Source organism: Bdellovibrio bacteriovorus, from assembly GCF_002208115.1.
Lineage (GTDB): Bacteria > Bdellovibrionota > Bdellovibrionia > Bdellovibrionales > Bdellovibrionaceae > Bdellovibrio > Bdellovibrio bacteriovorus_C.
In genome coordinates, this window is the sequence record NZ_CP020946.1 from 2,416,768 (window position 1) to 2,435,536 (window position 18,769).

At 50.9% G+C, this 18,769-nt stretch carries 22 protein-coding genes; 13 read left to right on the forward strand and 9 right to left on the reverse strand.

Annotation, left to right across the window (positions count from 1 at the left end):
- Nucleotides 1–9: 9 nt before the first annotated feature.
- Both B9G79_RS11540 and B9G79_RS11545 read right to left on the reverse strand, forming a co-directional pair.
- The gene (locus tag B9G79_RS11540) at nt 10–684 is read right to left on the reverse strand and encodes a hypothetical protein (RefSeq protein ID WP_088566867.1); all 675 of its coding nucleotides are present in this window, start codon (nt 682–684) and stop codon (nt 10–12) included.
- A 110-nt stretch (nt 685–794) separates the two neighbouring features.
- Complete coding sequence (locus B9G79_RS11545) at nt 795–1,481, reverse strand: MarC family protein (RefSeq protein ID WP_088565634.1); 687 nt, start codon at nt 1,479–1,481, stop codon at nt 795–797.
- A 266-nt stretch (nt 1,482–1,747) separates the two neighbouring features.
- Between B9G79_RS11545 and B9G79_RS11550 the strand changes: the two genes are divergently transcribed.
- The 3 genes from B9G79_RS11550 (at nt 1,748) to B9G79_RS11560 (ending at nt 5,927) form a co-directional block, all read left to right on the forward strand.
- Nucleotides 1,748–4,906 carry a S8 family serine peptidase gene (locus B9G79_RS11550; RefSeq protein WP_088565635.1) on the forward strand — a complete coding sequence of 1,053 codons (3,159 nt, stop codon included), beginning with the start codon at nt 1,748–1,750 and terminating at the stop codon, nt 4,904–4,906.
- Between the two features lie 85 nt (nt 4,907–4,991).
- Complete coding sequence (locus tag B9G79_RS11555; protein ID WP_232468603.1) at nt 4,992–5,504, forward strand: hypothetical protein; 513 nt, start codon at nt 4,992–4,994, stop codon at nt 5,502–5,504.
- A 114-nt stretch (nt 5,505–5,618) separates the two neighbouring features.
- The gene (locus tag B9G79_RS11560) at nt 5,619–5,927 is read left to right on the forward strand and encodes a hypothetical protein (RefSeq protein WP_088565637.1); all 309 of its coding nucleotides are present in this window, start codon (nt 5,619–5,621) and stop codon (nt 5,925–5,927) included.
- Nucleotides 5,928–5,965: 38 nt separating this feature from the next.
- Here the strand turns inward: B9G79_RS11560 and B9G79_RS11565 are convergent, their stop codons facing one another.
- A complete protein-coding gene (locus B9G79_RS11565) occupies nt 5,966–6,235 on the reverse strand; it encodes a hypothetical protein (RefSeq protein ID WP_088565638.1) in 270 nt (89 codons plus the stop codon).
- Nucleotides 6,236–6,525: 290 nt separating this feature from the next.
- Here B9G79_RS11565 and B9G79_RS11570 point away from each other — a divergent pair, with 290 nt between their 5' ends.
- From B9G79_RS11570 to B9G79_RS11580, 3 genes are all read left to right on the forward strand, one after another.
- Entirely contained in the window at nt 6,526–7,326 is an 801-nt protein-coding gene (locus tag B9G79_RS11570; RefSeq protein ID WP_232468604.1) for a hypothetical protein, read from the forward strand.
- A 146-nt stretch (nt 7,327–7,472) separates the two neighbouring features.
- A complete protein-coding gene (locus B9G79_RS11575) occupies nt 7,473–7,682 on the forward strand; it encodes a hypothetical protein (RefSeq protein WP_157678775.1) in 210 nt (69 codons plus the stop codon).
- Entirely contained in the window at nt 7,675–7,845 is a 171-nt protein-coding gene (locus tag B9G79_RS11580; protein ID WP_088565640.1) for a DUF1328 domain-containing protein, read from the forward strand. Before B9G79_RS11575 ends, B9G79_RS11580 begins: the two co-directional genes overlap by 8 nt.
- Nucleotides 7,846–7,885: 40 nt before the next feature.
- Here the strand turns inward: B9G79_RS11580 and B9G79_RS11585 are convergent, their stop codons facing one another.
- A complete protein-coding gene (locus B9G79_RS11585) occupies nt 7,886–8,839 on the reverse strand; it encodes a YeiH family protein (RefSeq protein WP_088565641.1) in 954 nt (317 codons plus the stop codon).
- Between the two features lie 122 nt (nt 8,840–8,961).
- On the opposite strand from B9G79_RS11585, the gene B9G79_RS11590 reads away from it, so the two are divergent.
- A complete protein-coding gene (locus B9G79_RS11590) occupies nt 8,962–9,414 on the forward strand; it encodes an OsmC family protein (RefSeq protein WP_088565642.1) in 453 nt (150 codons plus the stop codon).
- A 40-nt stretch (nt 9,415–9,454) separates the two neighbouring features.
- On the opposite strand, the gene B9G79_RS11595 is transcribed toward B9G79_RS11590, so the two are convergent.
- On the reverse strand, nt 9,455–11,020 hold the full coding sequence (locus tag B9G79_RS11595; RefSeq protein ID WP_088565643.1) for an FAD-dependent oxidoreductase: 1,566 nt from the start codon (nt 11,018–11,020) through the stop codon (nt 9,455–9,457).
- Nucleotides 11,021–11,247: 227 nt separating this feature from the next.
- Here B9G79_RS11595 and B9G79_RS11600 point away from each other — a divergent pair, with 227 nt between their 5' ends.
- The 4 genes from B9G79_RS11600 to B9G79_RS11615 all read left to right on the forward strand — a co-directional run bounded on the left by B9G79_RS11600 (nt 11,248) and on the right by B9G79_RS11615 (nt 14,371).
- Entirely contained in the window at nt 11,248–12,357 is a 1,110-nt protein-coding gene (locus B9G79_RS11600; protein WP_088565644.1) for a GGDEF domain-containing protein, read from the forward strand.
- Nucleotides 12,358–12,578: 221 nt separating this feature from the next.
- A complete protein-coding gene (locus tag B9G79_RS11605; protein WP_232468605.1) occupies nt 12,579–13,445 on the forward strand; it encodes a S8 family peptidase in 867 nt (288 codons plus the stop codon).
- Nucleotides 13,446–13,481: 36 nt separating this feature from the next.
- The gene (locus tag B9G79_RS11610) at nt 13,482–13,982 is read left to right on the forward strand and encodes a thermonuclease family protein (protein ID WP_088565646.1); all 501 of its coding nucleotides are present in this window, start codon (nt 13,482–13,484) and stop codon (nt 13,980–13,982) included.
- A gap of 68 nt (nt 13,983–14,050) precedes the next feature.
- Entirely contained in the window at nt 14,051–14,371 is a 321-nt protein-coding gene (locus tag B9G79_RS11615; RefSeq protein WP_088565647.1) for a VOC family protein, read from the forward strand.
- A 1-nt stretch (nt 14,372) separates the two neighbouring features.
- Here the strand turns inward: B9G79_RS11615 and B9G79_RS11620 are convergent, their stop codons facing one another.
- A complete protein-coding gene (locus B9G79_RS11620; protein ID WP_088565648.1) occupies nt 14,373–15,116 on the reverse strand; it encodes a substrate-binding periplasmic protein in 744 nt (247 codons plus the stop codon).
- Between the two features lie 275 nt (nt 15,117–15,391).
- On the opposite strand from B9G79_RS11620, the gene B9G79_RS11625 reads away from it, so the two are divergent.
- Both B9G79_RS11625 and B9G79_RS11630 read left to right on the forward strand, forming a co-directional pair.
- Complete coding sequence (locus tag B9G79_RS11625; RefSeq protein WP_232468606.1) at nt 15,392–16,222, forward strand: C1 family peptidase; 831 nt, start codon at nt 15,392–15,394, stop codon at nt 16,220–16,222.
- Nucleotides 16,223–16,237: 15 nt separating this feature from the next.
- A complete protein-coding gene (locus B9G79_RS11630) occupies nt 16,238–16,879 on the forward strand; it encodes an HD domain-containing protein (RefSeq protein ID WP_088565650.1) in 642 nt (213 codons plus the stop codon).
- Here B9G79_RS11630 and B9G79_RS11635 read toward each other — a convergent pair.
- The 3 genes from B9G79_RS11635 to B9G79_RS11645 all read right to left on the reverse strand — a co-directional run bounded on the left by B9G79_RS11635 (nt 16,876) and on the right by B9G79_RS11645 (nt 18,720).
- Nucleotides 16,876–17,367 carry a MarR family winged helix-turn-helix transcriptional regulator gene (locus B9G79_RS11635; protein WP_232468607.1) on the reverse strand — a complete coding sequence of 164 codons (492 nt, stop codon included), beginning with the start codon at nt 17,365–17,367 and terminating at the stop codon, nt 16,876–16,878. The genes B9G79_RS11630 and B9G79_RS11635 overlap by 4 nt on opposite strands.
- A gap of 88 nt (nt 17,368–17,455) precedes the next feature.
- The gene (locus tag B9G79_RS11640; protein ID WP_088565652.1) at nt 17,456–18,133 is read right to left on the reverse strand and encodes an RluA family pseudouridine synthase; all 678 of its coding nucleotides are present in this window, start codon (nt 18,131–18,133) and stop codon (nt 17,456–17,458) included.
- A complete protein-coding gene (locus tag B9G79_RS11645) occupies nt 18,130–18,720 on the reverse strand; it encodes an RlmE family RNA methyltransferase (protein WP_011163914.1) in 591 nt (196 codons plus the stop codon). The genes B9G79_RS11640 and B9G79_RS11645 overlap by 4 nt, the downstream gene beginning before the upstream one ends.
- Nucleotides 18,721–18,769 lie beyond the last annotated feature (49 nt).

Sequence of the window (18,769 nt, forward strand, 5' to 3'; positions counted from 1 at the left end):
TTTTCGATCTTAGCGACCGACAGTTCCGGGAATCCCGTCAAACATGATCCCCACCGTAAAGTAAGAACCCGACAGATCCAGAGAGTTCACACTGGTGCTGACCGAACCGGAGCGCTTCAGGTCATCCACCTTGTTGTGCTCAATAGCGCCTTCAAATACAAAATAGAATCGCTTGTAACCCAAAGCCAAAGAGACTCCCGCCGCAGCGTAAGGGGATGCGTACCAGCTCTCTCCGACACTCTTGGTGTAGTCACCGTTTTGTGCCAGAGTCTTCATCGTGACTTTCGTATTGGTGCCGCCAACACCAGCAAAGGCATCGACGCGATAGAAGTCCTCACGAACAATGGGGACACGTGCAATCAGCAGGAACGCATCCTGATCAATTTTGGCAGAATAGTCGGTATTAGGGTCGGCCGGATTTTCTTCACTGTCAGCGAGCTTCTTGGCATAACGAGCGCCCACATCCAGATATTTCATCACAGGATAGGTAATTTCCAGGCCCAACTGCGTGACGCCTTCAATTTTTTTCATGGATTGAGCTTCCAGACTGTCATTCAGTTCATCAAGCTTCACACCCGTCATTCCCGCAAAGAAGCGGGCCTGAACCGGAATCTCAACCGCCGCAGAGGCTGTTGCCGATACGATTAAAGAAAACAAACCAACGACGACAGGGAACTTCATCATAATCACCTCGTGAAGTTCCATAGTAAGTAGGACGAAGCAGTTTACTCAAGTCTGGGCCGCTGGATCCCAACAATTTCTCGACCGCAAACTGAAGATTGTTTTCAGGACTTTTACGGCTTCAACGAAGGGTAAATCTCAATCAGGCTGATCACCCCGTTTACCACGATCTGAAGTCCCACGCAGAATGTGAGAAAACCCACCAGTTTATTGCAGACCTGTGCCGCCTGAGGGCTGAGCTTGGCCAGAATGGTCGGAGCAGAATAGTAGCAAACAAATACCGTCGCACACATCAGCACACTGGCCGTCAGCACGGCCACGACCTTAAACAGGTGCACCTGCGTGTCGGGATGATAGCTGTTGGCACTTAACGCCAATAAAACCGATATCGTCCCCCCTCCCATCGTCGTTGGAAACGCCAGAGGATAGAACAGATGTGACATCAGGGACGTTTGTGGCTTTTGAGAGGACGCAATATTCTTCTCGGGGTCTTCTTCTTCAGACTTTGAAAGAATCTGCAAAGCCATACGCGCAATGATAAAGCCCCCGGCCAGTTGCACCACCGCAGTCGAGATCCCAAACAAACGGAAAAAATAAACCCCAAAAATAGAGACTACAAAACACAGGGCCAGGCAGAACACCGCAATGGACAAGGCCGCCTTACGACGAATCTCTGCGGAGTGCCCCATAAAGAAGGGCCCCACCACCAAAGAACTTCCAATCGGATTGACCGGCGGAAACAGGGCCAGAAATGACAAAAAGACCAAATGAAAGAATGAATGAATCGAGATTGTTTCCATCGCTAAAATCCTGGTTGGGTTCCCTCTAAACTACTTTAAGGTCGCCCTTTCAGACAATGACAATTGATCCGGCTGCGGGCCCACAAATAGTCTTTAAATCCCCCACAATAAGCTTGCGCTAAGCCCTCCAAAGCACTAGAAAAAGTGCCGAAACTGGTGGCATTTTTTCCGGCACGGATCTTGGAATATTTCCCACTGGATTTCCAAAAACCCGTTTTTCGGTGTCGCTATGGCACTGAAATGCGACATGAGAGCAAAGGGCGCAAATGAGAACGTTTAAAACGAACACACCACCAAGATTTTTTTCATCCCTGCTGATTTCAGCTTTGCTGTTCACCGCCTGCAGCCCGACGGCTCAAGCTCCAAAAGGGCCGATCTTCAATTCAGACTTCCTGGAAGGCCTTTACAGCAACCGCCCTACCGTTGAAGATCCGTACATCTTTATCGTCAAACTTTCCAATCCGGCTTTGCTTGAAACCGCCCAAAGAAAAGACGGTAAACTGGTCATCGACAAGAAGCTTCTCGCTGCAATTCAGGCGGAGCAGGAAGCCACCATTGAAGAACTTAAAAAAATCTCTGCCGACATCAAGGTGCTTATCCGCTACAAGCTGGTGCTGAATGGCTTTGCTGTTTGGGCACCTGCGAATGTCTATGAAAAAATCAAGTCCGTTCCCAACATCACTCTTTCTGAAAAAGCCGGCTCTTTCGCCCGTCCCATGGAAGAAGATGACATCAACCTGAAAGGTTTGGTGGGTAAAAACACATCCGTGAACTTCATCGGTTCAGAAGCCGCCTATGCCCAGAATATCCGTGGTCAGGGCATGCGCGTGGGTGTGATCGACACCGGCGTCGACTACACTCATAAAATGCTGGGTGGCGAAGGCACGGAAGAAGCTTACAAGGCCGTGAATCCCAATGAAGCCCACCCGTCTTTCCCGAATAAAAAAGTTGTGGGCGGAATTGATATCGTGGGATCTGAGTACAACTCCGGCCACACGAATCCTCTGAAACGCATTCCAGTTCCTGATGCCAATCCTTTGGATGAAGCGACTCACGGCACCCACGTGGCTGGTACGGTGGCGGGCATTGGCGATGGGATCAACACCTACAGTGGCGTTGCTCCGGATGCCGATCTTTATGCGATCAAAGTTTTTGGCGCAAAAGGTTCCACCAGTGATGAAGTGGTCATCGCCGCTTTGGAATACGCAGCGGATCCGACGGGCGATCTGACTTTCCAGAAGCAACTTGATGTTGTGAACCTGTCTTTGGGCAGCGGTTACGGCAATCCTCATATCATGTACAACCACGCCATTAAAAATCTGGTGCGCGGCGGGACTGTTGTCGTAGCGGCGGCTGGTAACAACGGTGACCTTCCCTACATCGTGGGGGCTCCGTCCGTGTCTGATGATGCTATCTCCGTAGCCAACAGCATCGACAACATGAACCAGAACGTTCTGTTCCCGGCTGCAGAGTTCACTGTGGGTGGCGAAGCATTGATTGTTGAAGCCACCGAAGGGGCCATTTCAAAACCTTTGGCAGAAATCCCGTCCCTGAAAGAGGAGCTGGTATACATCGGCACCGCTGCAAAACCACTGGATGAAGCAACCAAAGCCCGTTTGCAGGGTAAAATTGCTTTGATCGACCGCGGTGAAGTGAACTTCTCTGTTAAAATCCAAGTGGCTCAGGAAAGTGGTGCGATCGGCGTGGTTGTTGCCAACAACGCCGAGGGCGCTGCGATTGTTATGGGTGGCGAAGGTAAATTCGACATCCCGGCAATCATGATTGACCTGGCTTCAGCAAAAAAAGTGAAAGCCGCCATGGCACAAAGCCCGGTGGTGGTTGACTTGAAAACAACTGCCCAGATTGAAAAACCCTGGATGGCGGACACCATCTCCCCGTCTTCGTCCCGCGGTCCGCGCTCTGAAGACGGCATCATCAAGCCTGAAATCTCTGCTCCGGGCACCAACATCATCTCTGCGGCCAGCCGCGCGGGCGACAAAGGCGCCAACATGACCGGCACCAGCATGGCCAGCCCGCACATCGCAGGCGTGATGGCATTGCTCAAACAAAAGTACAACACCCTGTCCCCGGCCGAACTGAAATCCGTTTTGCTGGCGCATGGTAAAGTGATCAATGCCGCTGATAAAAAAGTTTACTCCGTCAGCCGTCAAGGGGCTGGCCGTGTTCAGGTGGCCGAATCCCTGAACGCCAAAATTGTGACTGTGCCTGCGGCAATTTCCTTCGGCATTACAGACGTTGAAAAACAGAAGACCCTGGCTAAAGAAATCACCGTCAAAAATATCAGCGACGAGGCTGTGACTTTGTCCGCCCAATGGACGGGTTCTGAGGCGCTGCAAATCACGGCTCCGACAGTGACTCTGGCGGCAGGCGAATCCAAAACGATTCTGGTGAAGGCTAAAATCAACGGTTCTTTGATGGCCAATCAAACTGACGAGCTGGATGGCTACCTTTCCCTGAAGTCCCAGGACAAAACTTTGGCGCAACTGCCGGCTTTGGCCGTGACTCGCAAGATTTCCAAAATTTCTGCCACGTCCTTGGTGGTTCATTCCTCTTCCAAAACAGACAGCGCTGGCAGTCTGGCGGAAGTGGTTCTGAAAAATGACAGCGTGAATCCGGGTGAAGCTTACCTGTTCAACCTTCTGGGTGCGGACGGCCGTAAGAAATCTCCGAAGCAGGATCTGGTTCACAACCGTAACTGTGACCTGCAGTCTGCGGGTTACCGTGTGATTGAATCCGACAAAGGCCGTGTGCTGCAGGTCGCGTTGAAGCTTTATGAAGGCATGACCACTTGGCAGCGTTGTGAAGTGAATGTGCAGCTTGATTCCAACGGTGACGGTTTGGCGGACCAGGAACTGGCAGGATTGCCGGCTTCGGACCTGCCGGGCATGACCGGAGACGACTTTGTCAGCTTGCTTTTGGATGGCAATGCCGCCCGTGATATGCGCCGCCAGTATGAAAAAGACTTTGCCGCAGATCCAAGCAAGGCCAAAGAAGACTACAGCGGTGCTGTTTTGGATATGCGCGGAATGGGCGTCTTTGACAACTCCACTTTGGCTATCATCGAGGCTGATATTTCGTTGTTGTCCTTTGCAGAAACTGGCGAGATCAGCCTGAAGGTCTCTACAACCCACGGTGACAACGGCGCGATCGAATACGACGACTATCTGGGTGAGCACAGCTCTCAGTGGGAAAAGGTCTCTGTGAATACGAATGCTCAGGCCTATACACAAATCCCGGAAATCATCGAACTGGATTCCCAATCCAGCACCACCGTGAACCTGATCAAAGGTTATGGCGCAGGTGATTTGATCCTATACGCTCCTCAGAATCGCTCGGTTCGGGATGTCCTGCTTGAGGACAACCAGTCCCAGTTGATTCCAGCCACGTTCAGCGACGAAAATTAATTTTCGTTTGTAATTTTCGCCAACATCCATAAACTTTAAAGGGGGATTGCAATCCCCCTTTTTTTTCTCTTTAAGGATGGTGGCTATGAAACAACTTCTGGTATTTACGGCTTTGGCACTTCTTTCCTCTTGCGCGATGAAGGGGCAAAGTATTCGTGATGTTCCCACTATCAACTCTCAAAACATTCAGGCCCCGCTTCGTGATCTTCCCAAGAAGGAAGTGACCATCAGCGTGGTGGATGCCCGTAAAGAGGAAGTCAAAGCCCAAAGCGATGAACTGCGCTCGGAAGTCCGCCGTGCGGTGGCCGAAGCGCTGGAACGCCAGGGGGTGGCGGTGAAAACTCCGGGGGCGAACTCACTGTTACTGACAATTGAAGATTATCAAACCGGCCAGTTCAAAGAAGGCTGTGTGAAAGTTTCTGGTGTTCTGACGATTCCAAACAAAGCCAAGGCCAAAGCCGAAGCCTCTAGTTGTTTTGAAACCAAACACCCCTTCGGCTTCAAAATGGGCACGGATATCACCAAGGCCTACGAAGAAGCCTTGAACCTGCTGTTTAAGAATCTGGATTCCGCTTTGTCTGAGGTTTATTTGCGCTAAAAACGCGGCCTTACCGGTAATTTCAAAGATCTCAACCATTCCCTGACAATCTCCTGACAACATTAGCGGAACATTTTGGTTATAGTCCCGGTTCTAAAAACACAAGGAGATAGAATGAAAGCACTTATCTTTGCTCTTACTTTGGGCCTTTCTGCTGCTGCTCAGGCCGACAACTGCGTTTCTGCTGATGGTTTGATCATCCCGAACGGCAAAACTGTTCGCATGTATTATAGCTCCCAGCCAACAAAAGAAATCGGCCCGAACTACACATGCAACAGCACATCCCGCACTCGCACCTGCATTGATGGCGCGCTTTCTACTTCCACGATCACTTGCAGTGAATATGATTCTGGTGGCTGTGTTGACTGGTGGATGGACCGCTTGCAAGACACGGACTTCAGCTTCGCTCAGTGCAACGACTAATTTCCAAAACAAAAAAGCCAGGGTCCTCCTGGCTTTTTTTATTCCAGCATTTTCTTCAACTGGTCTCTTTCCGCATCCCCTGCAATCAGCCATTCCGGCGGCACATGCTCAGTCACATAATCCCACGACTGCCGACACATCTTCTTTGCCAGGGGCTTTGCGTGCAGATCCTTCAACAAATTCAAATGGCGCAGCAGGATTGTGCGAATGGGTTTATAAAAACCCTCGGCGTCGGTGCCGGCGTTGGTGATATCTTCCGAGGCTTCCACTCGCGCAATGATGTCCTTAAAGTACTTTTCCAAACTCATCTGAGTATTGGAGCAAACATCCCCTGCCTTGCCCATCAATTTCGTTGAAAATTCTCTGATTTAAAGAATCATCAACTTCATTTTTTACCAGACTTCCGTCGGCATTTTCAAACCTATCGTCCTGAAATTTTATGTTTCAGTGTGAAAGTTAACATACTTCAAAGGCCTTCTTGTATTTTGAAAGTACAGCTTTGTCTTACACCGGTGACATGATTTTGAACACTTAACAGTTTACCCAGGCACCGTTCGCACGTTCTTCAAGCAGGAGCCCCCGACACTTTGGAGGTCTTTTGACGAACCTTAAGCATCTAACGAAAGCTGTTTCTTTCGCCGCTATTGCTATTGCATTTTTACTGGCGGCAGGTTGCTCCCCTTCCTCGACATCCCTGAAAGATCTGGCCAGCACCATCGAAGATGGCAATGGCAGCGCCGGCACACCCGATACCGGTGAACAAGCCCCAACAGAGCCCACTGATCCAACAGAACCCTCGGTTCCTTCCGTCCCGGACAACAGCTATAAGATGGAGGCCCTGTCCTGGGAAACATCCGCCAATCCTGAACGCAAAAAATGGTCAGAATATCTGCACAAGATCATTCTGGAAGACTGGAACACCCTGCTGGGTGGTGCAGATGATATGAGCAAGTTCTGCCCGCGCTACAGTTCCCTGGATAATGATCAGCGCGCCAACGTGTGGGCGGCGCTCTTTTCTGCCATGGCGAAGTATGAAAGCGCTTACAGCCCGACTTCACGCATGCATGAAACAACCATGGGGACGGATCCGGTGACTGGCAACCCGGTTTATTCGGAAGGTCTGTTGCAGCTTTCTTATCAGGATGTGCAGTGGGCACGCTGGTGTGAGTTTGACTGGAGCAAAGACAAAAATCTGGCAGCAAAAGATCCCAAGAAAACAATTCTGGATCCGTACAAGAATCTTTACTGCGGCGTCGGTATTATGGCCAAACAGATTAAAAACAAAGGTCTGATCACTGTCGGTTCCGGTGCCTATTGGGCCGTGCTAAAGAGCGGTGGCAAATATCAGAAAATCACCGAGATCTCGGGTATGGTCAAAAAATTATCCTTCTGTAAGTAACAAGACGGTCGGGCGTCGCTCTGATTTCCCTCGGGGGGCGCCCGTTCCGCACCGTCTTTTTGTTTTCTAAAACATTTCCTTTAAAATCTTAGCCTTTCAAATCTTCTGCGCCGATTCTATAGACCACCACATACGTGGGAGGAATCATGCAGGAGCCAATGGATCAGTCTGAAAAACACATCCAGGAACTGTGCCCCATCTGGGAACTGGACGAGATGCAACGAGCATCCAAGCGCCATCAGCGCGAAACGGTCCCGTATCCATCACAGATGAACAGCTCGCGGGACAACTTTGAAGACTACTATCTGCACCCGCATTCGCCTCCTGCCCCAAATGAAAGGAGCTCTTATGCTTAGAGCCGCAATAGCTTTCTTTATCATAGCGATTGTTGCCTACATCTTCGGTGCCAGCGGCGTAGCGGGGTTGTCGGTGGAGATCGGACGAATCTTGCTGTTCGTCTTCCTGGCTTTGGCAATCATCAGCTTTATCATCAATCTGGTCAGTGGTCGAAAGCCCTGACAGAGAAACAAAAAAGGCGCTGTCACCAGCGCCTTTTTATTTAATGGACCCAGCCAATCAAAATGGCGCCCAGAGTGCATGAAGCCACCACGATCCACAAACCCACTCCTTGCAGGAACGGTTTGATCCCGACGCTTTTCAGTGTCTCTTTGGTCAGGTTCGCACCAATCAGGAACAGCGTTACGACCAGGGCGCGCTTGGCCACGGTTTCAACTATGTGGCCCGCCGGGCGAAGCTCCGGAAGCCAGGTGACCAACGCTGCCGCAATTAAAAAGCCCAGAATAAACCATGGCTTTTTTGCCTTGCCAGCGCCCCCTTCGACCTTTTGACCGCGGAAGTAAAACATACCAATCAGGAACGTCACCGGCACGATCCACAATGCGCGCGCCAGCTTCACCGTGGTTCCCACCTGCAAAGACTCAGGACCGTATTGCAAAGTCGAACCCACCACCGAACTGGTGTCGTGAATTGCCAGGGCACTCCAAAGACCGAACTGGGTCTGAGTCAGATTCAGCAGATGTCCAATCCCGGGGAAGATCACAAGCGCACAGGCATTCAGCATGAACACTGTGCCCAGGGCGACAGACACCTCATGAGACTTCGCACGAATGGTCGGAGCCACGGCGGCAATCGCACTGCCTCCACAAATCGCCGTCCCCACGGTGATCAAAGTCGACGTATCCCGTTCAATCTTCAACAGCCGACCGATCAGCATCCCCAGAATCATCGTGAACGAGATGCCCACTACCGTGTAGCCGATGCCTTGAAAACCCACTCGCCCGACCACCATCAAATCCATCCCGGCACCCAGTCCGATCACGGACAGACTTAGCAAGTGGTGAGTATAGCTGCGGGTTTTATCAACATAAGGATTTCCCAAAAACACCGCCAGCACAACGCCCAGAACCAGGGCTGCCGCGGATGAAACAAAGGGAAAGAAGCACAAAAGTGCTGCTATCGGAAAAACGATTTTTGCAATACTTGTTTTGTTCATAGAACCACTATGCGCGCGTGAACTCTTTCTGTCACCCCACAATCGCAAAAATGCATTTTGTCGAAGCACTAGGCGAAGGACGATGGAACATCTTATGCTTTCCTCGAACAAAGGAGGTTGCAATGCAACGCAAAGGATCAGCTCACTGGCAGGGAAATCTTCAACAAGGTCGCGGCGAACTGTCTACGGAAAGCGGCGCTCTTAAAAATCTTCCCTATTCATTTTCCGACCGGTTTGAAAGCGGCACCGGAACTAATCCCGAGGAGCTGATCGGCGCAGCCCACGCCGGATGCTTTTCCATGGCCCTGTCTGGTGCCTTGGCCAAAAAAGGATTCAATGCCGAATCTTTGGATGTTTCCGCAACAGTGACCCTTGAAAAGTCAGGCGACGGATTTTCCATCACGTCCTCAAAACTAAAACTGCGTGCGCTGGTTCCGGGTATTGATCGCAAACTTTTTGAGAGCATCGCCCAGGATGCCAAGAGCAACTGCCCGGTGTCCAAGGTGCTCAATGCCGAGATCTCGCTGGAAATCGATTTCCACGAGCTTCGCTCCCCGTCCGCCACCGCACACTAGTCCGCGACACGCCCCCGGGGGAAAACCCGGGGTTTCTGTTTTAAGGGTGGTGTTCACGCTCATGCTGCTGAAAGATCTCGTGGATCTTTTTTTCGTCATACTGACCGATGGCTTCTTCCACCAAAAGACTTTCACGATCCCGGCCCAGAGTCAGCACCGCCGCCACCTTCTGATCTTCATAATAGGCCACGGCGAAATCTCTGCTGCTCAGATCCCCCATGACATCCATGCGATCAAAACGGTCGGAATGCCCGACATACCCCAGACTCAGATCATAGTGCTGTGTCCAGAAGAATGGCACATCCTGGAATTTCACGCGATCCCCCATCATATTCAAAGCCGCCGTCTGCCCTTGGCGTTCGGCAACCTCCCAGTGTTCGACCCGGATAGAGCGCTGACTGTGCGGGTCCGGCCATCTGGCGATATCTCCGGCGGCAAAAATTCCGGGGACACTGGTTTCAAGATATTCATTCACCAGCACGCCATTTTCCACCCAGCATCCCGCCTGCTCGGCCAACTGGGTGTTGGGGCGAATCCCCGTTCCCACAATCACAAAATCACAGTCTACACTTTGCCCGTCATCCAGCAGAACACTGCGCTGACGGATCTCTTTGATGGTGTGCCCCAAATGGAAGATCACGCCGTGTTCTTCATGCAGTTTGTGCAGCACACTGCCGACGTGAACTCCGACAACCTTCAACAGCGGCATTTCCTCTGGGGCCACCACGTGGACTTCCAGATTACGCTGTCGAAGTGCCGCTGCCACCTCAAGACCAATAAACCCGGCCCCGACAATCACAACCTTCTGCGCCCAGGAGGTGCGACCGATAATGCGCCGACAGTCCTGCAACGTGCGCAGATAGAATACGTGATCCTGCTGGACACCCGGGATCGGAGGATGAATCGGCTCGCCCCCGGTGGCCAGCAACAAGCGATCATAGCGCAGCGTCTTTCCATTCGATAAAAACACCGAGCGTCTGTGAGCATCAATTTTTTCGGCCTTGGTGGAAAGTTCAAAATGGATCTTGTGGGTCTGATAGAATTCCTCTGTTTCCAACGGAACCCAGTCCTCAGGCAGGTTCCCGGCCAGATAGTCTTTCGACAGATTCGGACGGTCGTAAGGCAAAGACTTGTCTTCGCTGATAATGGTGATGGAGCCTATGAATCCCTGTTTGCGCAGCATGATTGCCGCCGCAGTTCCCCCGGCTCCGGAACCGACGATGACGTATCTTTGTGATTCACTCCATTCCCGCGGCCGCACCGAGCTTTCCTTTTTTCCGGTGACATAGGCTTTCCCCTCGCGCACTTCCACATTATATGCAGAAACGGGATTCAGTGCGGGCGCCTTTAAAGCCTCGCCGGTGCGCAGATCGAAACAGGCATGATGCCACGGGCAATGCACAGTTTCCCCCACCACAAGCCCTTCAGAAAGAGGCCCCCCATAGTGCGAGCAAGTTGCGCCGATCGCAAAGTATTCGTCATCATGGCGGACCAGAATCACAGGTTCCTCTCCGACGTAACCCAGCAGACTTTGATTTTCACGCAGCTCCGCCAGATCGACACCTTTACTCAGATTCGGCCCGCTCAATTCAGCACTTCTTCCCATAAAGCAGCTCCTTTGAATGCGCCTATCATAGTAACTTTCCGCTTCAGGCTGGAGCAGGACCTCGACGAAAATGCTAAAAAGCAACACAGTTGCAACGTAAATAAAATTAAATGTTTTTTTCGGTGTTTCAGGATGAGACGGAACCGTCAAAAATTCACCGCCCCATCTTCAAACAAAGGCCAATAAGTCCGATAATAAAGTGTTGTATCCGTGGCCAGGAGGCTGACTTGAAACAGTGGGTGAAAAAACTAGTTGATCAGTTTGACATGGACTGGGGCTCGAACAGTGGCACTGAAAAAGCCAAGGATGTTCCAGCCATGAGCGAAGAGCGCGCAACCCTGCTCTTTATTCTCGACGTTATGAACAAGCACCTTTTTGAAATCCAGAACCACTCGGTGCGCAAAGTGCGCAACAAGCTGGATAACTTTTCAAAGGCTCTGGTGAAGCAGGACCATGCCGACACCGAACGCGTGCTGTTTGAAATCCGTCAGTTTATTTCCAGTTATCGCATTGATGAATACAGCTATGTGCAAAACACCTTTGATGACTTTAAACGCATCATCTGGGAATTTGCCGATCACCTGAGCGAAGAGGTCGATGCCGAAGCTTCGGCCAGCGGCGACATCAATCAAAGTCTGGAGCAACTGCGTGAAGCGGTTGAATCCAACTCTATTGAAGACCTGCGCGCCAAGTCCCGTGAATTTATCAATTTCTATCTGAAGCATCAGAGCACGCATAATGAACGCCGTTCCAAACGCATGGAGGCGATCAAGAAGAACCTGACCACGGTCAAAAAGCAGCTTATGGAAGCTAACACAACCATGAGAAAAGACCATTTGACCGGGGCCCACAACCGCAGAAGCTATGACGAGCAAATCCGCCGTTACCTGCAGTTGCATGAGATCGACAAAGACCCTATGACTTTGATCATTATGGATATCGACTTCTTTAAAAAGATCAACGATTCATACGGCCACGACATTGGCGACTTTGTCCTGCAGGAATGTGTTCGCCTGATCCAGGAAAGCTTCTCCCGCGAAGAGGACTTCATTGCCCGTCTGGGCGGTGAGGAATTTGCGGTGATCCTGCCGGGCTGCGATGCCCAGGCGGCGGTGCGCATGGCGGAAGAGGCCATGAACCGCATCCGCAAAGAGGTCTTCGTTCACGAGAAGTTTGAAATCCGCTTCACCGTGTCCATGGGTATCGCCGAAGTGATGCCCGGAGAAAAAGCGGACTCTCTTTACAAGCGCGCCGACGAGGCCCTGTATGAATCCAAGCAGACAGGACGCAACAAATACACCGTGTCCAAGGGCTCCCAGATCAAACGTGTTGCCTGAGGGACTGTCCAAATTTTAGACAGTCGTCAATAGAAGTATGGTGACCAGAAAAGCCTGAACAATCGTTCGGGCTTTTTTTATGTTCAGAGATTTCTGAACACCCGCAGTGAAATTCCGGTTCAGATACATTCAACCCGTCCCCCGTGTTGGCTTCATGCTTGCTTTAGCACTTCAGCATGAAAGCAATTCTGTTTTTAATCACTACAGTTCTGGGGGCCTCAATGAATTCATACTCTCAAGAGAATTCAGAAAAGGATATTGTCGTTGCGATCATCGACACCGGCGTGGATGTGAATCATCCCCTGCTTCGCGACAATCTGTGGGTGAACCCCCGCGAAAAAGACAATATGAAAGATGATGATGGCAATGGATATGCCGATGACCTCCATGGATGGAATTTTGTTTCCAACAACAACGACCTGACCGACAACCACGGTCACGGCACACATGTGGCCGGCATCATCCAGCAGCGCACCCGTTCTTCGCGGGTGAAGTTCATGATTTTGAAATATTATGACCCGTCGATTCCGGCGAACGACAACCTGATGAATACTGTGAAGGCCATTCGTTACGCCACAAAGATGAAAGCGGATATTATCAATTATTCCGGCGGTGGTGACGAAAGAAGCCCCATGGAAGAGGCAGCCATTCGCGACGCCCAGGAACAGGGCATTCTTTTTGTCGCTGCCGCCGGCAACGAGGGGCGCAACACCGACCTGGTGGGCTATTACCCGGCAGGATACAAACTGAACAACATCATTTCCGTGGCTGCCATGGATTCACAAAAACGCCTGCTGGCGTCCAGTAACTTCGGCACAAGTTCTGTGGATATTGCAGCTCCGGGAAAAAATGTGTTTTCAGCCCTTCCCGGCGGAAAATACGGATATATGAGCGGCACCTCCCAGGCAACGGCGTGGGTCAGTGGACTGGCGGCCTCGCTGATGCTCAACCGCCCTTGGGAAACCCTGAATCCGCAGGACATTAAAAGAGCGCTGGTTAAAAGCGGCGTCAAAGACCGCCAGCTTTCCAGGAAAATCCGTTCCCAGACTCGCATTTCAAACTTACAGGTGGGATTGAATCTGGAGTAGTTGCTAGCGGTCCCCAAAAGACGCTACAATATCCTTATGTTGAAACCTGCATTGATTCTGCTTCTGCCCCTGATGATCACCGCCTGCTCTGAAAGTTTGCAAGCCCGGGAAGTCCCGGCGATCCAAGCCACCTGTGAACACGATGAAAAAACCTTCCGCTGCGTGGAGGTTCTGAAAAACTATGACGGTGACACCCTGACCGTGAACATTCCCAATGTCCCGGCCCTGATCGGGAAAAAGATCAGCGTGCGTGTTTTTGGCATCGACACGCCGGAAGTAAAAACGAAAAACAAGTGTGAAAAGGAAGCCGGTCGCATTGCCCGCAACCTTGTGGCCAGCACCCTTAAAAACGCCAAAAGTGTGGAGCTTCACAATGTTCAGCGTGACAAGTACTTCCGCATTCTGGCGGACGTCATGGTTGACGGCAGATCTTTGGCGGACATTCTGCTAAAGAACAACCTGGCCTATGCCTATGACGGCGGAACCAAAAGCCATCCGGACTGGTGCAAGTCTTTGCGTCAGCCTGCCAATTATTAATTCTGCTTGTTTGCACACCGGGGCTCGCCACCATTGCGGGCCTCGGCACCGCCCGCCAGAATAATCCCATGGCACACGAATTTCAAAAACAGCGCATTTCGGACTGGCACCGCTCCAACCTGGGAAACCATATCACCGACAAGACCCGGGATATTGACACGCAGGACTTCACACCATCGCAGCAAAGATCTGATCTGCACTTTCAGGTCGATGGCCTGAAAACTCTGCTGAATGAACTTGCTGGGAAAGGCATTCAAATCGAGGACCCAGTGGTTGAAAACGACTTTGGTTCGTTTGCCTGGATTCATGACCCTCAAGGACAGCGCATCGAACTGTGGGAGCCCGCCCCCTGGCAGAACAATCTGATCAACCTGCCCGAGCCGGACTGACTCACTTCATGTACTTGTCGAAGATCTTTTTGGTCACGCCCTCTTTTTTCATCTTCAAAAGGGTTTTGTTAAATCGTTCCGCCAGTTGCTGATGCCCTTTGCCTGCGGCTTTGGAGAAAACCACGTAAGACGGATTTTCTGAAACCACGAAGACCTCTTCAAAAACATCCTTATACCCCATCCGCCTGATCAGGAACCAAAATGCTTCTTCCGAGGCGATCACCACATCAACACGTTTTACGTCGTTGGCACTGAGCTTTTTCACCAGCATCTCTTGGGTGGTGCTGTGATCCAAGCGCAGCTTTTTCTTGAAATCGTCAAAGGCGGGACCGTAAGAATAGCGATCATTCACGCCGACCGTCAGCCCTTTGAAGTCTTCAAAACTGTTGATCTTCAAGTTGCGCTTTTTTAGAGCGAAAGCCAGATTACGGGTCTTGCTAATGGGCTCTTCAGTGAAGTAATAAACCTTCTGGCGGGCTTCCGTCAAAAAAGGCGGAAACAGAGCATCGACTTTCCCCAATTCTGTCATGACCTCGGCCCGCGGCCAGGGATAAGTTTCAAAAACGGGCTCCACGTTCATGCGCTTGCAGGCCTCGCGGATGATTTCCACATAAGTGCCCTTAAGCTCCCCGGCTTCGCGGTAAATCTTAGGGGGAATATCATCATAGGAGGCAAACACTATCTTTTCAGCCTGGGCCGTAACAACGGCAAAGCAGACGCCCATAAAAATCAAAACGCGGAACATACTCACAACCTGCACGTACAAAAAGAGTTCGTCACAGAATGAAGTTGGATAACAAAATGTTCAACTCTTTTCCCCTGCAAACCGGTCGATATCAGGGACAAAGCTTCATCAAATTCGGCCCCTTAAGAGGACTGTCTAAATATCAATGAATCCTGTCGTTTTTACTCTGTGGCCGGGCCGGAGGTCGCCCCGCCTGCAAGGTGGCGGCTTTCCCGCTGGCAAGAAGCTTGCTTTGGCTTTACAGATTGAATGAATTTTAAACACTGGAGTGTTTCGTGAAGCTGCTCTTGACCCGTCTGATTCTGGCGCTCGGCCTGCTATGCTCGTTCTTTTTGGAAATGGCTCTGGCCAAGCAGGTGGACCTGCGTCCTTTGCAAACCGAGGTCAAAGATCAAAAGCGCCGTGACACCTGTGCTTATTTTGCCGTGTCAGCATTGATTGAATCCACCATCAAAGGCTTTACCGGTCACGATTACGACATTTCGGAAGAATACGAAATCTATCGCCACAAGGTGCAGTCCCCATGGCGTCCAGAAGTGGAATTCGGAAACACCTATCAGTTGCTTTTGAATTTCTCCAATGGCAACAGTCTGTATCTGGAAAAAGACCTGCCTTATCAGGAAAGCAGTCTGGACTTCACCAAACCCTTCACTCCGGAACAAACCAGCTTCTTCGATCTGCGCCAGCAGAAAGTCACCCGCGTCGACTATCGCAGCCTCCGCACAAAAATCATCACCCAGATGTGGGTGCGAAAACCATGGTCCGAACTTTTCATGCAGGAGCTGGACGCGAAACGTCCGGTCGTCGTGACACTGAAAGTATCCCTGTCTCATATCAACGACCAAAAAGGCACCTTCACATTCAGCCCTCAGATCAACGCCGACTGTGACAGTGGCAAAATCAACTGCGGAGGCCACGCAGTCCTGATTGTGGGTTATGACGACGAACAAAGAGTCTTTATGTTTAAAAACTCCTGGGGCCCTCTCTGGGGCAATCAGGGTTATGGCTATGTGACCTTCGATCATGTCGATGGTTTCTCGGATCAGCCCTTGACGGCGTATTTTGACAAACTCACCGGTCCTATGGTGAGAGTCGTTGAACCCTAGCTTAAAATTGAAGCCATGAGCGCATTTCAGGAAAAACACTGGTATCATCTGTTTAGCAACAAGGCTCGCGTGCTCTATCCGAGCTCGGATCCCGCGCATGATTATCTTCATATTATGCGCGTGGTAAGCACAGCCAAGCAGCTTTGCCAGGCTGAACATGCCCGCTGGGAAATCGTCATGCCGGCGGCCTTCTTTCACGACTATATCAATGTTCCCAAGAATGATCCGCGCAGGCCTTATGCCTCCAAGCTGTCTGCCGAAGCGGCCATTGAATACCTGAAGTCTGTGCAGTATCCGGAACAGTACTTTGATGATATTCGCCACGCCATTGAATCACACAGCTACAGTGCCGGCATCAAACCAGAAACCCTGGAGGCCCGTATTGTTCAGGATGCCGATCGCCTGGACAGCCTGGGTGCCATCGGCATTGCCCGCTGCTTTGCCGTGACCACGCAGCTAAGCCGGCCTTTCTATGCCGAAGAAGACCCCTGGGCAGAGACGCGCGAACTGGACGACAAAAGTTATGGCATTGATCATTTCTTTTCGAAGCTGTTCAAATTGGTGGATCACCTGAACACACCAACCGCAAAAAAAGAAGGCGAACATCGTGTCGCCTTCATCAGAACCTATCTTGACCAGATCAAAAGAGAAATCTAGCGTCCGCTGTCTTCACCAAACATTGGCGCAGGAACCGACTCCACAATTCCCGCCTCAATCACAAATTCGCGCATCAGTTCAGCCAGCGACGCCGTTTTTTCCGGCGGCATATTCTGAAGAGTGTCGATCATATGTTCTTGAACTGTTCGGGGGATTTCGCTGAGTTTTTCCAGACCGGAGGGAGTGAGCGATACAACCACTTTGCGAGAATCTTCTTTGGATATCATGCGGGATACAAGGCCTTGCTCTTCAAGCTTTTTGACCACCACAGAGACGGAGCTTTGATGGGTGGTGGTCCTTAAAGCCAGGTCATTGATGGAAAGCCCTGGTTCCTCTTTGAGTTTTTTCATCACAAAAATTTGTGCGGCACTCAAACCTAGATCTTTCTCGAACTGACTGGAAGACACGCGAAGGGCTTTGAAGATATGGCGGATATAGTCCATGACTTCACCCACCTCGGACCTGTACTCAGAATAAGTATTACTCATGCAATCAATTAAGTACTATTCGATGAGATCGTGCAAACGATTTTTATATGCACTGCCATACATGACATTTTGCAAAGCCACGCAAAGACTAAGATGAAGAGATCTCGATGAACTCCGGCAGCCCTAGAGCTGAGGCTCCATTTGCGTTCGCAAAGTCAATTCTGTACGAGCGAAGAGCGATGCGATTGTCAGAAAGTTCCACAGTTGATCCATAAAGTTTGTCACCCACAATCGGATAACCGTGACGACTTAAATCAAAACGCAATTGGTGCGAACGTCCAGTGACAGGGTTCAGATCCCAGACCTGATATTCGCCCTGCATGCCTCTGAAAACCGCCACAGTAAGGCATTCCTTGCCTTGCGGGCTTTCATACGCCCGGCGTTTTCCCCGCAGCAAACGACAGCGCCACTCAAATGTGTTCCCCACTTGCGGACTGAGTGCCAGTTTATCATTGGGCACGTTCGCCGGGATATGCGCATAACTCTGCCCGGTGGTCAGAGCACGATAGGTCTTTTTCACAGTCTTGTTTTCGAACCACGCATTGGCTTTACGATGCGCCTCTGCTGTCTTGGCATAAACCACCAGACCCGAAACTTCGAAATCAAGTCGGTTCACCGGATAGATTTGAATTCCCTTTTCCTTCTGTAAAGCCGTTCCCAGGCACAGACGGGCATCATCTTCTTCAAAGCGACTGGGTGTGGAAAGCACACCTGCGGGTTTGTCACAGATGATAAAGTGAGTATTCTCAAATACGATCTGAATCATTTTTTACTAAGGCCTACGAGGAATATCTCTTTGGAAATCTTGCGGGTGGAATCCGGCTTCACGGCCTCCACTTTCGCGAAGGTCTTTTTCATTTCATCGCGAAGCTTGCCGAAGTCATCACTGTGGAAGAGCTTGCACACAAAGTGTCCGTCTTTTTTCAGGAAGCGACGAGCGACATCCAAAGCCAGCTCACACAACTCCATGGAACGTGCCTGATCGGTCATGCGAATGCCCGTGGTCTTGGGCGCCATGTCTGACATCACAATATCAAACGGCGGCACAAAGCCATGTTCCTTAAAGATGTCTTCCAGATTCAGATCACGAAGATCGGCCTGAATAAATACGGCATTCTTCAGCTTCACCGTCACCGGGCTCAGGTCCACACCCAGAACACGGCCTTTTTCACCCGCCATCTTGGAAGCATACTGCGACCACGACCCCGGAGAAGCACCCAGATCCAGCACCACCTGACCGGGCTTGAACATCTTGAATTTCTGGTCGATCTCTTCAAGTTTGAAGACGGAACGAGCCGCAAAGTTTTCCTGCTTTGCTTTTCTGAAGTAGTGATCGCGAGGATTATAAGTCATATCGGAGGGTTATCCAGCGAACCCCCGATAAAGTCCACCCCTTTTTGGG

Coding starts and splice junctions, on each gene's coding strand:
- B9G79_RS11540 (WP_088566867.1), bottom strand. CDS start 684: ATGATGAAGTTCCCTGTCGTCGTTGGTTTGTTTTCTTTAATCGTATCG.
- B9G79_RS11545 (WP_088565634.1), bottom strand. CDS start 1,481: ATGGAAACAATCTCGATTCATTCATTCTTTCATTTGGTCTTTTTGTCA.
- B9G79_RS11550 (WP_088565635.1), top strand. CDS start 1,748: ATGAGAACGTTTAAAACGAACACACCACCAAGATTTTTTTCATCCCTG.
- B9G79_RS11555 (WP_232468603.1), top strand. CDS start 4,992: ATGAAACAACTTCTGGTATTTACGGCTTTGGCACTTCTTTCCTCTTGC.
- B9G79_RS11560 (WP_088565637.1), top strand. CDS start 5,619: ATGAAAGCACTTATCTTTGCTCTTACTTTGGGCCTTTCTGCTGCTGCT.
- B9G79_RS11565 (WP_088565638.1), bottom strand. CDS start 6,235: ATGAGTTTGGAAAAGTACTTTAAGGACATCATTGCGCGAGTGGAAGCC.
- B9G79_RS11575 (WP_157678775.1), top strand. CDS start 7,473: ATGCAGGAGCCAATGGATCAGTCTGAAAAACACATCCAGGAACTGTGC.
- B9G79_RS11580 (WP_088565640.1), top strand. CDS start 7,675: ATGCTTAGAGCCGCAATAGCTTTCTTTATCATAGCGATTGTTGCCTAC.
- B9G79_RS11585 (WP_088565641.1), bottom strand. CDS start 8,839: ATGAACAAAACAAGTATTGCAAAAATCGTTTTTCCGATAGCAGCACTT.
- B9G79_RS11590 (WP_088565642.1), top strand. CDS start 8,962: ATGCAACGCAAAGGATCAGCTCACTGGCAGGGAAATCTTCAACAAGGT.
- B9G79_RS11595 (WP_088565643.1), bottom strand. CDS start 11,020: ATGGGAAGAAGTGCTGAATTGAGCGGGCCGAATCTGAGTAAAGGTGTC.
- B9G79_RS11605 (WP_232468605.1), top strand. CDS start 12,579: ATGAATTCATACTCTCAAGAGAATTCAGAAAAGGATATTGTCGTTGCG.
- B9G79_RS11610 (WP_088565646.1), top strand. CDS start 13,482: ATGTTGAAACCTGCATTGATTCTGCTTCTGCCCCTGATGATCACCGCC.
- B9G79_RS11615 (WP_088565647.1), top strand. CDS start 14,051: ATGGCACACGAATTTCAAAAACAGCGCATTTCGGACTGGCACCGCTCC.
- B9G79_RS11620 (WP_088565648.1), bottom strand. CDS start 15,116: ATGTTCCGCGTTTTGATTTTTATGGGCGTCTGCTTTGCCGTTGTTACG.
- B9G79_RS11630 (WP_088565650.1), top strand. CDS start 16,238: ATGAGCGCATTTCAGGAAAAACACTGGTATCATCTGTTTAGCAACAAG.
- B9G79_RS11635 (WP_232468607.1), bottom strand. CDS start 17,367: ATGAGTAATACTTATTCTGAGTACAGGTCCGAGGTGGGTGAAGTCATG.
- B9G79_RS11640 (WP_088565652.1), bottom strand. CDS start 18,133: ATGATTCAGATCGTATTTGAGAATACTCACTTTATCATCTGTGACAAA.
- B9G79_RS11645 (WP_011163914.1), bottom strand. CDS start 18,720: ATGACTTATAATCCTCGCGATCACTACTTCAGAAAAGCAAAGCAGGAA.